Origin of the sequence: Prevotella amnii DSM 23384 = JCM 14753 (genome assembly GCF_000378745.1) — a bacterium.
Lineage (GTDB): Bacteria > Bacteroidota > Bacteroidia > Bacteroidales > Bacteroidaceae > Prevotella > Prevotella amnii.
In genome coordinates, this window is sequence record NZ_KB905307.1 from 1 (window position 1) to 14281 (window position 14281).

The following is a 14281-nucleotide window of genomic DNA, read 5'->3' on the forward strand; positions in this document are numbered from 1 at the left end:
ATGTATTGAGCAATACTAAGTTACAAATAAATTCTTGTATGTACAACTTTTCTTTCATATAAATTTATCTATTATTTTAATTCCGCCAACGGGTTGTAATACCAAAGGGATATAGTTGGGACTTAGAGCTCTTATGTGAGATTATTTTCCTTACGGTTATAAGCGTAGTTGCATTTTGAAGTTGAATCTGTTATCATAAAAAAATAAGAAAAATTTTGGAGGTTTAATAGTATTGTAGTACCTTTGCATTCGCAAAAGCAAAAAGCACCCTTAGCTCAGTTGGTAGAGCAACTGACTCTTAATCAGTGGGTCTAGGGTTCGAATCCCTAAGGGTGTACATTTTTTGCTCAGGTATAGATACTTTTTGTTTTTGCACCCTTAGCTCAGTTGGTAGAGCAACTGACTCTTAATCAGTGGGTCTAGGGTTCGAATCCCTAAGGGTGTACAAAAGAGAAACTTATGCAAGTTTCTCTTTTTTTTATATAAAAAATATTGAATGTTTTTCTAAAAAGGTAATCCTACTGCAAAATGAAAGGTTAGATCTCTTTTTAATATAGGGTGCCAAAGAGCATAATGTTCTGATAATGTGTTGTAAGCAGGGTTAATAGCTTTCATACCTGCATCTAAGCGAAGAATAAAAAAATTGAAATTAAAACGTATGCCTAACCCATAGCTAACAGCTATTTGTTTGTAAAATTTATTAATTTCAAATTGCCCACCATTTTGTTCTTTATAATTTCTGATAGTCCATATATTTCCTGCGTCAATGAATGCAGCACCATCTAATTTCCATAATAAGTGTGTGCGATATTCGGCATTAAGGTCTAATTTTATGTCTCCTGTCTGATTGATGAAGTCAATGCGCCCATCTGATTTTTTAAAGTTTCCTGGTCCTAATTCTCTTACGCTCCATCCACGCACAGAGTTTGCACCTCCTGCAAAATAACGTTTTTCAAAAGGTAGTATTTTACTATTACTATATGGATAAGCAATACCAAGATCAGCATGTAGTGCTAAAGAATTGTTTTTATCAAATAAATAAAGGTAAGTATAGTCAAGGTCGAACTTTACATATTGTGCATACGCTATTTTTATAAATTTCTTTTGTCCATCATTGTTACGTTGGAAATTGAATATACCGCTTACAGCGTCTAACAGGTTGCCTGCCGTTTCTATTCTCGCTTTTAAAGAATGTATTAGTGTTTTATAATTTATATCTATTCCTGAGCTCATTATAAATAAATCTCTATAATTATATTTTAAGATAGCATTACGATTAGAAATATTATAGAGATAGTCTTGTTTGAAAGTTTTGCTAATCCACGGCATATATACATAGCTCAACTTAAAGACGTCAAGGTTGTAAGATAGTTGTTTTGTAATGGTAGACCAGTTATATTTTAATCCTGATGAGAAGACTCGACGATGAAATTCTGGACGGTTCTGAAAATCCCAGCTTATAATAAACTCTGTAGTTGCACTACTTTTTCGTCGAAAGCTCTTACTTGTAAAAGGAGCTAATAGGCGAGGAAAAAGCATACTTCCTTTAATGCTGTAATCTTCATAGTTTTTATCAGAATAGCCCTCTAATCCTTTAATAGCTTCAAAAGCACCACGCAATTCTATTTCAAGCTTTTCGCTACCTTTAAACAAGTTTCTGTTTTGGTATGATAATGTAGCAGCAGCTCCTAAGTCGCCCGCAGTATTTGTACCTTCAGGTTGGAGAGAAATAGTATTAGGCTTGTTATTTAATATTTGTATATCAGCGTCTAAGTAGCGAATGTTAGATGTTTTATATAAAAACTTTTTGCCTATAACTAAACTATCAATATGTGGACTTTCTTTAAAATTTATATTTGTATATCGTATAGAGCCAAGACGGGCAAAATTATTATATGTCTTTTGTAAATCAGAAGCAGAAAAATATTTACCTTTTTCAAACAGAATATTATCCGCAAGTACACCTCTTCGCAAATTAATTCCATTAGAATCTGCTGGAATAATATTAATATTATTAATAATATAACGTGGGTGTATTGATGTTTTTTTATAGTTATTATCGTAATATGGCATTAGATGAAGAGTTATGTTAATAAGTTTTGTTTTACTTATAGAGTCGGCAGTGTAGTAAATAAATTCTTTATGAAAATGGTAAAACCCAGAGTCGTTTAATATTTGTGTTAGCCGTTTACGTTCCGCATCAAGCGAAGATACAGTAAAAGGCATACGACTGTTTTTATAAAAGCTTTTATTTAAGTGAGATGATAATATTTTAGCTATTATAGAATCTTGAATGTCGTAAGAAAAGTTATTTATCATATAAGGCTCTCCCGGTGATAAGTTGTAAATGGCAGTGAGCTTTTTACCTCTTATATGCTTATTAAAAGTTACTTTAGCATTTATGTAGCCCATGTTTTGCATGGCTTTTATAAGGTCCTTAATAGATAATTTTGCTTGAAGCGAATCGTATAAAACAGGTTTTTCTCCTATCTTCTTTAAAGTGCGATTAATCCATTTGGTAGTATCTTTACCTGATAAAGAATAGGTTTTTAAAGGTACTTTAAATAAAGAAAACCATTTAGAATTACCTTTTTGCCGGATATATTGTTCTAACAAGCTCGTGTCAAGTGTTTTAACATCTGACCTTAGCTTAACCTTGTCTAATAAATAATCATTGTTTGGTACAAACTTATCTGAAGAACAACCTTCTAAGAAAAAAGTTATTAAGACAGCAAAGAGTAGATGAAATTTGCTGCATTTATTTTCTGTCAACATTATATATCTATACATAATTTGCACAAAGATAGTAAAAAAACAAGATGTATTTTAAGCAAGCGGATATTTTTTTGTATATTTGCCATGTGGTTTCAAAAAATAAAATAAAGATTTATAGTTCGCTTGGAACTAAGAAAGGACGAGAAAAATCATGTCTTTTTATAGCTGAAGGTCCAAAGGTAGTAGACGATTTGTTACAAGCAGGATTTGAAGCTGAAGATATTTTTGAAGATATTGAGGATATAAAAAAAATATCATTTTTACAGCATCCTCAATCAAAGTTAGGCGTTTTTAAGTTGAGGCAGAATCATTATTCTTTAAATGATGTGTTAGGCTTGTTCTCTACACAAAAATTGTCTTTGGCTTTAGATGGTATTCAAGATCCCGGTAATATGGGAACAATTATTCGTATAGCCGATTGGTTTGGTATAGAAAACATTTATTGTTCTATAGATACTGTCGATTGTTGGAGCCCAAAGGTGGTGCAAGCTACAATGGGAAGTATAGCACGGGTAAATATTTATTATATTAACTTGCCTGCTTTTATCGATAAAGTGCCTAATGATTGCCCTATTTACACTACCCTGCTTACAGGCTGTAATATTTATAATCAAAAGCTTTCACAAAACGGAATCATAGTAATGGGGAACGAGGGTAAAGGTATATCAGAGGAGTTAAGGCAAAAAGTGAATAAGAGCCTTTATATTCCGAATTATTCTTTAAAGGAATCTTCAGCAGAATCGCTTAACGTTGCTGTTGCTACTGCTATTATATGTGCAGAATTTAGACGCAATAGAAATTAAACACTTTAAAAGGTTTATAATAATGAAACAATTGCAGGAAATCGTTCGCACGCATATATTGAAACTTAGAAGCGAAATAACGCCTCTATATAATCATCTTTTAGGACATTCTAAACATATTTTTCTCAATTCTAATGAAAGTCCTTATAATAAGCCATATAATCGTTATCCTGACCCTTTACAAGCAAGATTAAAAGCTGAAATATCAAAGATAAAAGCAGTCCCGGTAGAAAAAATATTACTTACAAACGGAGAAGATGAGGCCATAGATCTTTGTTATCGTCTTTTTTGTGAACCAAATATAGATAATGTTGTTTCAATAGCTCCTACATATATTATGTATAAAGAGCGTGCAGCTATAAACAATGTAGAATATAGAGCAGTGCCGCTTGAAAATAATTACCTATTATCTGCTAATAAGTTATTGAAAGTATGCGATAAAAATACAAAAATTATTTGGTTATGTTCTCCTAATAATCCCACAGGTAATAATCTGATAATAGAGGAGATAGAACAGCTCTTGGCTGTGTTTAAGGGCATTGTTGTTATTGATGAGGCTTACTCTGATTTTTCTAAATACCCAGTGTTCAGACATAGGTTAGAAGAGTACCCAAACTTGATAGTTTTAAATACGTTTTCTAACGTATGGGGCTGTGCAGGTATAAGTTTAGGTATGGCGTTTGCTAATGAGAACATAATAAGTTTGTTTAATAAGATAAAGTTGCCATACAATATAAGTATGTTAACGCAGAATAAGGCATTGGAAATTCTATCTCGTCGTTTTGATATTGAAGATTGGTTAAAAATATTACTTTTAGAGCGTAATAGGGTGATGAGATCTTTTGCAGAGTTGCCTTTTTGCGAGAGAGTATATCCTTCTGATGCGAATTTCTTTTTAGCAAAGGTTGATAATGCAGAGTCTGTCTATAGTTTTCTTCTTTCTAAAGGTATAGTTGTATATATGGAAAAGCAATGTACTAACTCTTTACGTATAACTATAGGAACTAAGAGCGAAAATAATGAGCTTATAGGAGCTTTAAGACAATTTAAATGATTTTGAAAAATAGGTAAACTTTAAAAAATTTATTTCTAATAAAAACATAAAAAACAATGAATAATAAAAATATCAATATAGTAGCATTAGATTGTTTTACTGTCAATCCTGGTGATTTGTCATGGGAAGAGATAAAACAGTTTGGTAACTTAACCATTTATCAGCGTTCTACACCAAAAGAAGTTATATGTAGAGCAAAAGATGCTGATATAATATTAACTAATAAAGTAAGTATTAATAGAGAGGTTATAGCTTCGCTCCCAAATCTTAAATATATAGGAGAGATGGCTACTGGCTACAATAATATAGATATAGAAGCATGCAAGGAGCGAGGCATTACCGTTTGTAACATTCCTGCTTATAGTACAGACAGTGTAGCACAGATGGTATTTGCTCATTTACTTAACATAGCAATGATGCCAGATTATTATTCTTCTGAAACAAGGCTTGGAAAGTGGAGTAGTAAAAAGGACTTTTGTTATTGGGACACTCCTCTTATGGAACTTTCTAATAAGACTTTAGGTATTGTTGGTTTAGGAAATATTGGTAAAAAAGTGGCTGAAATAGCACATGCGTTTGGTATGGACGTTAATGCGTTTACAAGCAAGCCAAGCAGTCTGCTGCCTGATAATATTCGTAAAACTACATTAGAAGGACTGTTTGCTACGTCTGATGTTGTTACGCTTCATTGTCCATTAAACGATTCTACTTATAAGATGATAAATGCCGAAACTCTTGCAATGATGCATCAAGGTACTATTCTTATAAACACTGGCAGAGGCGGACTTATAGACGAAGATGCTGTAGCTAATGCGCTTGAAAGCCAGCATCTTAGAGCTTACTGTGCAGATGTTATGACACAAGAGCCCCCAGAGGCTAACAACAGGTTAATAAAAGCCCCACACGCTTATATAACGCCACATATAGCATGGGCTACTTTAGAAGCTCGCAGCCGCCTTATGAAAATAGCTGTAGAAAATATAAGAAAATATCTTGAAGGAAAACCTCAAAATATAATTAACAAGTAAGTGTAACATATCTTCTTAAAATCATGATAATATACAACGATCAGCACTTGGTAGCCACTCTACAACATTTATTAGAGTTTTTAGGTACTTTTGCGTTCGCTATATCAGGAATACGTCATGCTGCTGCAAAACATTTTGATTGGTTTGGGGGTTATGTTTGTGGAGTAGCTGTTGCCATAGGTGGTGGAACTATACGCGATTTGATGTTAGGGGTAACACCGTTTTGGATGCAGAATGAAGAGTATCTTCTATGTACAGGGCTTGCCCTTGTGTTTGTTATTCTTTTTCATCGCCTGATCCATCGTCTTAATAACGCATGGTTTGTGTTCGATACCTTAGGGCTTGCGCTTTTTACTTTGGCTGGTATGCAAAAAACGTTAGCTATGGGATACCCTTTTTGGGTTGCAATCACAATGGGGTGTATGACAGGCGTTGCAGGTGGTGTTATTCGTGATGTTCTGCTTAATAACTTACCTGTGATTTTTCGAAAAGAAATATATGCTATGGCAAGTGTTGCAGGAGGGTGTATATATTGGCTACTTTATGAAATAGGTGTTAATTTGGCTATTACTACTATTATAGCATTCTTATCTGTATGTATAATCCGTTTCTTAGCAGTGTTTTATGGGGTTTCATTGCCCACGCTAACAAGTGAGGATGAAAAAAAATAAGGAAAAAGTTTGGCAGTCTTGTAAAAAAGCTATACCTTTGCAAGCGAAATAAAGAAACAACGCGTTTTTCTTTTATTTCTCAAGTAGGTTCTGTAGCTCAACTGAATAGAGCACTTGACTACGGATCAAGAGGTTGTGGGTTTGAATCCCGCCAGAATCACTTTCTTTTTTAACGCTTAGGAGCGATATAAACACATGTAACACCTAAGTAGTATCATACAAGGCTTTTAATTATTAAAAGCCTTTTTTGTTTTATACGCTGATTTTCTAAACTACATTAAGTGATAGAATACTGATGCCAAAGTTATCTTTTTTCATCTTATATATCCACTATTCTGTAAAGAAAGGATAACTCTAATACGCAAAAATAGATTATTTTTTATCCATTTTTAGGTTATTTTTCAAGTAAAAATAATCTAAAAACAATACATACACATATCATTTCTCATTATAAATATTAGTTTTTTATGGTTCAATAGGTTAAAGATGATTGTTGCATACATATAGCTTAGCATCTTATATGGCGGTAGATAGCATGGCTTTTTGTTTTACATGCAAAAATGTTTGTTTTAATTATTTATTTGCATATTTATTTTTAAATAAAATATAAAATGCTTACATTTGCCTTTAATAACAATTAAGAGTATATGTATGGTTGTGAAAAGATGTCATATAAAATATAGCAATAAAGCATAAAAAAAGGTGAGAATTACAAGAATTCCCACCTAAAATGTTTTCACAACGGAATAATCCTTATTGTGATTTGCTTAAAATATCTTGTTGCAAATGTAGAAATAAAAATCTAAATAAACAAACAAAACAGTAATAAAATATGAAAAATGTTTTAGGATTAGATCTTGGCTCTAACAGTGTAGGCTGGGCTTTAGTAAAGACAGAAGATAATGGAAACCCTATTGGAAGCATCAAAATGGGTAGTAGAATAATACCTATGAGCCAAGATATATTAGGAAGTTTTGAGAAAGGTGATACTGTCTCCCAAACGGCACAACGCACATTGTATAGAGGCAAAAGACGTCTTACAGAACGGCATGTGTTACGTCGTGAACGTCTGTGCAGAGTATTACATATAATGAACTTTTTACCTGATCATTTTGATAAGTTACTGGGCTGGGATAAGACTGACAATAAAACATATGGAAAGTTTATAGATGACAGCGAACCAAAATTGGCATGGAGGCAGAATAAAAACGAAAAGGGGAAGATGGAATTTGTCTTTATGGACTCATTTCATGAAATGTTATCCGACTTTGCCAAGCATCAACCTCAGTTAATAGCTAATGGAAAGAAAGTGCCTTTAGACTGGACCATTTATTATCTGCGTAAAAAGGCTCTTACACAGCTTATTAGTAAAGAAGAATTGGCATGGATATTACTCAATTTTAATAAAAAACGAGGTTATTACCAATTGCGTGGCGAGGAAGAAGAAGAGCAGCCTACTAAGAAAGAGGAATACAAAGTATTAAAGGTGATAAGTGTAGATGCTGATGAAGGACAAAAGGGTAATGGCATTTGGTATAACATACATTTAGAAGATGGCGGTATATATAAAAGGAAGAGTGATACACCTTTATATGATTGGGTAGGCAAAACATTACAACTTATAGTTGTAACTATCTACGAAAAAGATGGTAAAACGCCAAAGATTTTTGATAGTGGTAAGCAAAATCCGTCATACAGACTACCCAAAGAGGACGACTGGGGATTAATAAAAAAACGCACAGAAAGCCAAATACAATCATCGGGCAAGACAGTGGGCGCATTTATCTACGACAACATACTTAGCAAGCCTGCCGATAAGATACGGGGAAACTTAGTAAGAACTATAGAACGTAAGTATTACAAAAAAGAGCTAATAGAGATATTGCAGCAGCAAGCTAAATATCATGATGAGTTGCATAATCAGCATTTGCTTGAGAGTTGTGCAAAAGAGCTATATGCTCATAACGATGTACGCTACAATGAAGTGGTAAAGAGCAACATGATACATCTGTTAGTAGATGATATAATTTTCTACCAACGCCCACTTAAGAGCAAAAAGTCGCTTATAGATAACTGTAAATATGAGAGCTATGAATATGTAGATAAAGAAACTGGTGAGGTAAAAGAAATGCCTATTAAGTGTATAGCTAAATCGAATCCGTATTATCAAGAGTTTAGGTTATGGCAATTTATTCACAATCTACGATTATCTGATGTCGTTACAAGAGAAGATGTAACGGCGCAATATCTATCAACACCACAAGATTATTGTAACCTCTTTACATATCTTAATGATAGAAAGGAGATAAAGCAAGACATCTTGTTAAAGGATTTTTTTCAAATAAAGAAAGTACAGATAGATAAAGAAAAAGTATTCCCTATAGAGTGGAATTATATTAAAGACGCCACTAAAACATATCCTTGCAACGAAACCAGATATGAATTGTTATCGGCTCTAAAGCGTGCTGGTATGGATAAGCAATGGTTAGATGACACACCTAACATGCAATATCGACTTTGGCATTTGCTTTATTCTGTAGAAGAAAAAGAGGAGTCGGCTAAGGCTTTACGTAAATTGTATGATGATGACAACTTTGTATCGTCATTCCTAAAAATCAAGCCTTTTGAGAAGTGTTATGGTGCATACTCTGAAAAAGCTATAAAAAGACTTTTAACGTTGATGCGTATGGGTAAGGCTTGGAACGAACAAGCCATTGATGCTAAAACACTGAAATGTATTCAACAAATCATAACTGGTAATATTGATAGCAAGCTAAAAGAGAAGATAGATGATAGCAGATATGTTTTACACCATGTATCCGACTTTCAAGGGTTGCCTACTTACTTAGCTTCTTACGTAATATATGGACGCCATTCAGAAGTTACGGACATACGATGTTGGGATACTCCAAAAGATTTATTAAAATTTATTTACAGCTTTCCGCAGCATTCTTTGCGTAATCCTATTGTAGAACAAGTAATTTTAGAAACGCTTAGGGTGGTATATGATATTTGGAAAGCAGAAAAGCATATTGATGAGATACACGTAGAGGTGGCACGTGAAATGAAGCTAACTGCACAGCAACGTAATGAGGCTAATCTTAGAAATCTTAATAACGAAGCTACTAACTTACGAATAAAGTATCTCTTAGAAGAATTGAAGAACGATACTTTTATCAAAGATGTCAGACCTTTATCTCCTATGCATCAAGAGAAAATGCGCATTTATGAGCAGGCTGTATTAGGTAACCTCAATAAGCAAGATAAGGACTATGACGATATTATTAAAATATCAAAGAAAGAACGCCCTACCAGTGCAGAACTAATAAGATATAAATTGTGGCTCGAACAAAAATATTGTTCGCCTTATACAGGTAAAGCTATCTCGCTAAGCAAGCTCTTTACAACAGCATACCAGATAGAACATGTTATTCCACAAAGCAGATACTTTGATAATTCTTTTAATAACAAGGTTATCTGCGAATCAGAAGTAAACAAAGAAAAGGATAAAATGTTGGGCTATGAGTTTATTAAAGGCAGAGGTGGAGACAGGATTTATTGTACAGCACATGGCAAAGAGGTAACAATATTAAAAGAAGAAGAGTATAAGCAGTTTGTTAACGAGCATTATGCACATAACAAGCGTAAGCGTGATAACTTGTTAGCTGAAAATATACCTGAGAGCTTTAGCAGTAGGCAGCTTAATGATACGCGTTATATTACTAAAACAATTATGTCTTTACTTTCTAATGTAGTAAGACAGCAAGGCGAAGAAGAGGCTACGGCTAAGAACTTATTACCTTCATCTGGTGCTGTTACTGATAAGCTGAAAACCGATTGGGGGCTTAAAGATGTATGGAACACGATAGTTACGCCAAGGTTTGAAAGGCTTAACAAGTTGTCTGGAACAAACGATTTTGGAGAGATGAAAGAAGAGAATGGCAGCAGATATTTTCAAACCAATGTGCCCTCAGAATATGAAAAGGGATTTAAAAAGAAGCGTATCGACCATAGGCACCATGCTATGGACGCCCTCGTTATAGCCTGCACTACGCGAAACATGGTAAACTATATTAGCAATGTAAATGCTAATAGCCCTAAGCAAAGAGAAGACTTACGACAATTGTTATGTGATAAAAACAGGATTATTAACAAGCCATGGGACACCTTTACACAAGATGCCTTAAAAGCACTAAACGATATTGTTGTTAGTTTTAAAAACAATGTAAGAATAATTAATAGGGCTACTAATAGGTATCAACGCTATGATAAGAATGGAAAGAAAATGATATGTAGTCAGAAAGGCAATGATATGTGGGCTATACGCAAGTCTATGCATAAAGAAACAGTGTTTGGAAGAGTAAATCTTATTAGGAAAGAAGCTTTACCCATTGCTAAAGCCTTAGATAACATATCTGCTATATGCAACGCACAGTTAAGAGCTTATGTCAACGATTTGGTTGATAAGCATTTTAACAAAAAACAGTTAGTTGCTCATTTTAAGAGTTTGAATTATAAATGGAACCGACAAGATGTGTCAAAAGTTGAAGTATGGATAAGTAGTGATAACAAAGCTCCTATGGTAGCTGTACGCAAACCATTAGATACATCATTTGACAAAAAGAAAATTGCATCTATTACTGATACAGGTATACAAGCTATTTTGCTTAACTACTTAGAAAGTAAAGGGGGAGATGCTTTAGTAGCTTTTGCTCCTGAAGGTATACAAGAGATGAATAGCAACATTGAGCTATATAATAATGGTAAAGCTCACAAGCCTATTAAGAATGTGCGACTGTCTGAAACGCTCGGTGCTAAATATCAAGTGGGTGAAAGAGGAGCTAAAACCAAGAAGTATGTAGAAGCTGCTAAAGGTACTAATCTCTTTTTTGCTATTTATGAAGATGAAGAAGGTAAGAGGTATTATTACTCCGTACCGCTAAGAGAAGCTATAGAACGGCAGAAGCAAAAGCTTTCACCCGTTCCTGAATATAATGAAAAAGGTGTTGCGCTGAAGTTTTATCTATCGCCAAACGATTTAGTTTACGTCCCCACTGAAGAAGAACGGACAATGGGAACATGCCACATTGATAAAACAAGGATTTATAAGATGGTTAGTTCTAGTGAAAATAGATGTTGTTTCGTTCCATCTACTATTGCTAAAGTGATAGCTGATAAGGTAGAACTTCTATCTCGTAACAAAATAGAAAAAGCTATAACAGGTGAAAGCATTAAAGAGGTATGCTGGAAATTGAAGGTAGACAGACTGGGAAATATCTTAAATGTAATAAAGTAAATGTATGATAAAGAAAACGCTTTGCTTTGACAATGCGGCTTACCTTAGCTTGCGAAACGAGCAGCTGCTTATCCATGTACCAGAAGTTGTAAGCCAAAAAGATTTGCCAAAGCCATTATTACAAGAAGCTGAGCGCACTATTCCAATAGAAGATATTGGAGTAGTGGTGCTCAATAGCTTACGCATTACCATTACCACAGGTGCCATGCAAGCTCTTTTAGCTAACAATGTGGCTGTTATAACGTGCGATGCAAAAGGCTTGCCAGTGGGATTACAATTGCCTTTGTCTGGTAATACGCTGCAAAACGAACGTTTTAGACATCAGTTAGACGCTTCGTTGCCATTGCGTAAACAATTATGGCAGCAAACTACAAAACAAAAAATCCTTAACCAAGAGGCAATACTTCAGCGTTATACCGAAGCAGAAACTAAATGTATGCGGGTGTGGGCTAACAATGTGCGAAGTGGCGATCCTGATAACCTTGAGGCAAGAGCAGCCGCTTATTATTGGAAAAACATCTTTCCTTCTCTTCCGCTATTTACAAGAGAAAGAGAAGGCATTCCTCCTAACAACTTGCTCAATTATGGTTATGCCATATTAAGGGCTGTTATAGCAAGAGCTTTGGTAGGTAGCGGACTTTTACCTACCTTAGGCATTCATCACCATAATAAGTATAATGCTTATTGCTTAGCCGATGATATAATGGAGCCTTATCGTCCGTATGTAGACAATATGGTAATAGACATTATGCACCAAGAAGATAGTATTGATCAGCTTACAAAAGATATTAAGTTTAGGTTGTTAGGCATTCCTGTGATTGATGTTATTATTAAAGGTAAGCGTAGCCCACTTATGATTGCTGCACAACAAACTACGGCATCGCTTTACAAGTGCTTTTCAGGGGAGGATAAAACTATTTTATACCCCGAGCTTACATAATTACTTTTTTCACATCATCATATATTATGCCTTTAGATAGACTTAGCGAATATCGTGTTATGTGGATACTTGTATTCTTCGATTTGCCTACCGAAACGAAAAAGGAAAAGAAAGCCTATATCGATTTTAGAAAATTTCTTATAAAAGATGGCTTTACAATGTTTCAGTTTTCTATCTATGTTCGCCATTGCTCAAGTATGGAAAATGCCGAAGTTCACAAAAAGCGTATTCATAATAATCTTCCTAACACAGGAAAAGTAGGCTTGTTGTGCATAACCGATAAGCAATTTGCCGCTATTGAGTTGTTTTATTGCAAAAAGCAGAAGGCTCCTAACGCTCCTTACCAGCAGTTAGAGTTATTTTAATAGCTTATAGGCTTTTTCTTTATCATAGCAATCAAGTAGAGAGGCAAATACTAATCATTGGTATTTTTAGTTCTTACTTTTATATTTACCGCACCTTCATATCACTGTATGCATACGGCTTAGTACACGAAAAAATCCCATTCTGCATGAATGGGATTTATTTTTGCAGTGCATTTTTATTTTTCTCTAATTTCCCTACAATAACCTGATAAACAGCCTTTTGTAGAGCCCGTGTTGTTTATACACCTACAAAGGTAAGAAATTTTAAGCAAATCACAACTAGCCGTAACGCTTATCACGTCAGCTCCGAGTTGTTTATACACCTACAAAGGTAAGAAATTTTAAGCAAATAACAACAGCAAGATCCTCCGCTTGTCTTAATCTTATGTTGTTTATACACCTACAAAGGTAAGAAATTTTAAGCAAATCACAACAACGTATCATTATATATTTTCGTTTTATTTGTTGTTTATACACCTACAAAGGTAAGAAATTTTAAGCAAATCACAACAGCATCGAGGTAGATCCAAATAATACACGGTTGTTTATACACCTACAAAGGTAAGAAATTTTAAGCAAATCACAACTCTCGGTACGTGGCACACGACGGAGCTTACGTTGTTTATACACCTACAAAGGTAAGAAATTTTAAGCAAATCACAACTGGAACAAAGTTGAGAGCATTATAGACTTTGTTGTTTATACACCTACAAAGGTAAGAAATTTTAAGCAAATCACAACCTGATATGTCAGATAGTGAATTAACTACAGTTGTTTATACACCTACAAAGGTAAGAAATTTTAAGCAAATCACAACGACAATACTATTGCTATTAGTGAGGTTATAGTTGTTTATACATCTACAAAGGTAAGAAATTTTAAGCAAATCACAACAACTCTCTGCCGTTATATCCATATCCAGCGTTGTTTATACATCTACAAAGGTAAGAAATTTTAAGCAAATCACACATAAACTTTAAAGATGTGCTTCCTTGTATCATTAAACTCTCCATTGTATTCCCTATAAGAGAGAAGAAACTTTAATTAGCTATAAAGATACTGTTTTAATCTCAAACAAAAAAGAGTTAAGAAAGATTAATTGCCGTCATTTTGTTTTTTTATATGTTTTCAGCCCGATGGGGGCTTCTCGCCCCCTGGCCCCTCGGTGTTTTCAGGTATAGATTATTAAGGTTTTAATATTTTTGGATAAAACAGTCGCACATTTCAAAAAATCTTCGTAATATTACACACGACAAGTGAAGACACCCGATTTCAGGTATCTATCACGTGAGGTTGGAGGCGTGTCAAACTGTTCCAGCCTCTTTTCGTGTAATTGGCTATGGATTAAG

Annotated in this window: 8 protein-coding genes, 3 tRNA genes and 1 CRISPR repeat array; of the genes, 10 read left to right on the plus strand and 1 reads right to left on the minus strand. The window is 34.2% G+C overall.

Translation table 11 applies throughout. The features are described from left to right. Positions 1–264: 264 nt before the first annotated feature. Both F596_RS0109465 and F596_RS0109470 read left to right on the plus strand, forming a co-directional pair. Positions 265–337, plus strand: a tRNA-Lys gene (locus F596_RS0109465). A 35-nt stretch (positions 338–372) separates the two neighbouring features. Beyond that, a tRNA-Lys gene (locus F596_RS0109470) sits at positions 373–445 on the plus strand. Positions 446–504: 59 nt separating this feature from the next. Here F596_RS0109470 and tamL read toward each other — a convergent pair. Further along, the gene (tamL, locus tag F596_RS0109475; RefSeq protein WP_019036761.1) at positions 505–2775 is read right to left on the minus strand and encodes a translocation and assembly module lipoprotein TamL; all 2271 of its coding nucleotides are present in this window, start codon (positions 2773–2775) and stop codon (positions 505–507) included. A gap of 44 nt (positions 2776–2819) precedes the next feature. Here tamL and F596_RS0109480 point away from each other — a divergent pair, with 44 nt between their 5' ends. The 8 genes from F596_RS0109480 (at position 2820) to cas2 (ending at position 12932) form a co-directional block, all read left to right on the plus strand. After that, the gene (locus F596_RS0109480) at positions 2820–3578 is read left to right on the plus strand and encodes an RNA methyltransferase (protein ID WP_008448566.1); all 759 of its coding nucleotides are present in this window, start codon (positions 2820–2822) and stop codon (positions 3576–3578) included. A gap of 22 nt (positions 3579–3600) precedes the next feature. Beyond that, complete coding sequence (gene hisC, locus F596_RS0109485; protein ID WP_024992752.1) at positions 3601–4632, plus strand: histidinol-phosphate transaminase; 1032 nt, start codon at positions 3601–3603, stop codon at positions 4630–4632. A gap of 71 nt (positions 4633–4703) precedes the next feature. Then, positions 4704–5660 (plus strand): D-2-hydroxyacid dehydrogenase, encoded by a 957-nt coding sequence (locus tag F596_RS0109490; protein WP_024992751.1) that lies wholly within the window; start codon positions 4704–4706, stop codon positions 5658–5660. 23 nt (positions 5661–5683) lie between these two features. Further along, on the plus strand, positions 5684–6331 hold the full coding sequence (locus F596_RS0109495; RefSeq protein WP_008448574.1) for a trimeric intracellular cation channel family protein: 648 nt from the start codon (positions 5684–5686) through the stop codon (positions 6329–6331). 86 nt (positions 6332–6417) lie between these two features. Next, a tRNA-Arg gene (locus tag F596_RS0109500) sits at positions 6418–6491 on the plus strand. Between the two features lie 672 nt (positions 6492–7163). Next, entirely contained in the window at positions 7164–11627 is a 4464-nt protein-coding gene (gene cas9 / locus F596_RS0109505; RefSeq protein WP_019036764.1) for a type II CRISPR RNA-guided endonuclease Cas9, read from the plus strand. 4 nt (positions 11628–11631) lie between these two features. Then, on the plus strand, positions 11632–12567 hold the full coding sequence (gene cas1, locus F596_RS0109510; protein WP_019036765.1) for a type II CRISPR-associated endonuclease Cas1: 936 nt from the start codon (positions 11632–11634) through the stop codon (positions 12565–12567). A 26-nt stretch (positions 12568–12593) separates the two neighbouring features. Then, entirely contained in the window at positions 12594–12932 is a 339-nt protein-coding gene (cas2, locus tag F596_RS0109515) for a CRISPR-associated endonuclease Cas2 (RefSeq protein WP_019036766.1), read from the plus strand. 233 nt (positions 12933–13165) lie between these two features. Next, a CRISPR array of direct repeats spans positions 13166–13902; the repeat unit is 47 nt; unit sequence GTTGTTTATACACCTACAAAGGTAAGAAATTTTAAGCAAATCACAAC. Positions 13903–14281 lie beyond the last annotated feature (379 nt).

Bases quoted from the DNA above. Each gene is read 5' to 3' on its own strand.
- cas1 (WP_019036765.1), top strand. From the start codon at position 11,632: ATGATAAAGAAAACGCTTTGCTTTGACAATGCGGCTTACCTTAGCTTG.
- F596_RS0109495 (WP_008448574.1), top strand. From the start codon at position 5,684: ATGATAATATACAACGATCAGCACTTGGTAGCCACTCTACAACATTTA.
- hisC (WP_024992752.1), top strand. From the start codon at position 3,601: ATGAAACAATTGCAGGAAATCGTTCGCACGCATATATTGAAACTTAGA.
- cas9 (WP_019036764.1), top strand. From the start codon at position 7,164: ATGAAAAATGTTTTAGGATTAGATCTTGGCTCTAACAGTGTAGGCTGG.
- F596_RS0109480 (WP_008448566.1), top strand. From the start codon at position 2,820: ATGTATTTTAAGCAAGCGGATATTTTTTTGTATATTTGCCATGTGGTT.
- tamL (WP_019036761.1), bottom strand. From the start codon at position 2,775: ATGTTGACAGAAAATAAATGCAGCAAATTTCATCTACTCTTTGCTGTC.
- cas2 (WP_019036766.1), top strand. From the start codon at position 12,594: ATGCCTTTAGATAGACTTAGCGAATATCGTGTTATGTGGATACTTGTA.